1 protein-coding gene is annotated in these 884 nt (G+C 55.4%); it reads left to right on the plus strand.

Features of this window, described 5'->3' with window-relative positions:
- The first annotated feature begins 353 nt into the window (after positions 1-353).
- Positions 354-827 (plus strand): hypothetical protein, encoded by a 474-nt coding sequence (locus tag AX692_RS19675; RefSeq protein ID WP_066209231.1) that lies wholly within the window; start codon positions 354-356, stop codon positions 825-827.
- The last annotated feature ends 57 nt before the right edge of the window (positions 828-884 follow it).

An 884-nucleotide genomic window follows, 5' to 3' on the forward strand; every position in this document is an offset into this window, starting at 1 on the left:
ATGGCCGGTTTCGGGAAAACGGCCGAGAGGTCGGAATGACCGGAGGTGGGTGGTTTGCTGAAGGTCTGCTTTTAGCGTTGGACCGTTCGTTAACGAACTACTCTTGTCCGCCCCGTAGACAGTTGGAGAAACTATCGATCGCATGAGATGGGGCGTTGGCCTCCTTTTCCCGCACGCCCAGTCAGTGGTCATGTCCCGAGGGTCTTGAACCTAATGCTGCAGGGTTCGCTTTTGACCAGCGCAACCCATATCGTCGAACCCCAGCGTTCGGGTAGGCGTGAAGTTACAATGTAACACCATCGTCACTCCGACACCTTAGCCTTCACTTCAGGCCGATTTGTCGGGAGCTTTTGATGGCCCTAAACCGATTGCAAACCGCAATTCACGTCATTTGTTTTGCCTTCGTTGCGACCGTGTCCCTCGCCGAAACCGGAGCGCAGGCGCAAGGGCTCGATCTGCGCGGAACCAAGCGGGTCGAGCAATATCTCGCGGACAACCTCTCCTACTATCCCGGCGCAGTTCGGCAATCCAACCGCCCCCAAGGGACGTGCAAAACTGACGCTGCTGGTTGGCCGATGTCTTTTGGCTTTACCCAGATCCCTTGGTGGATGCGCTATGAGGATTTCCAGCGCGAATTTGTTCATGAACTGCGCAGCTGCGGTGCGGAAGTAAAAGAAACGCCGGCGCGCACACAGTTGCTTGCGGCAAAGGTTTTCGCAATCGGAATAAAGACATCTCAGGGTGAAATTTTCGATGTGGAATTTGAATTTCGAGCGCAGTACCGGGTTAGCGTCCGCGCTCGTGGTGTAATTTCTGGTGTAGATTGAGGTGATCGCATGGGGTGGGGCATGCCCCACCCCATGCGATTTCGATCTCGGTGGCCA

It is taken from the genome of Erythrobacter donghaensis, from assembly GCF_001557325.1.
Taxonomy (GTDB): domain Bacteria; phylum Pseudomonadota; class Alphaproteobacteria; order Sphingomonadales; family Sphingomonadaceae; genus Erythrobacter; species Erythrobacter donghaensis_B.

Bases quoted from the DNA above. Each gene is read 5' to 3' on its own strand.
- AX692_RS19675 (WP_066209231.1), top strand. From the start codon at position 354: ATGGCCCTAAACCGATTGCAAACCGCAATTCACGTCATTTGTTTTGCC.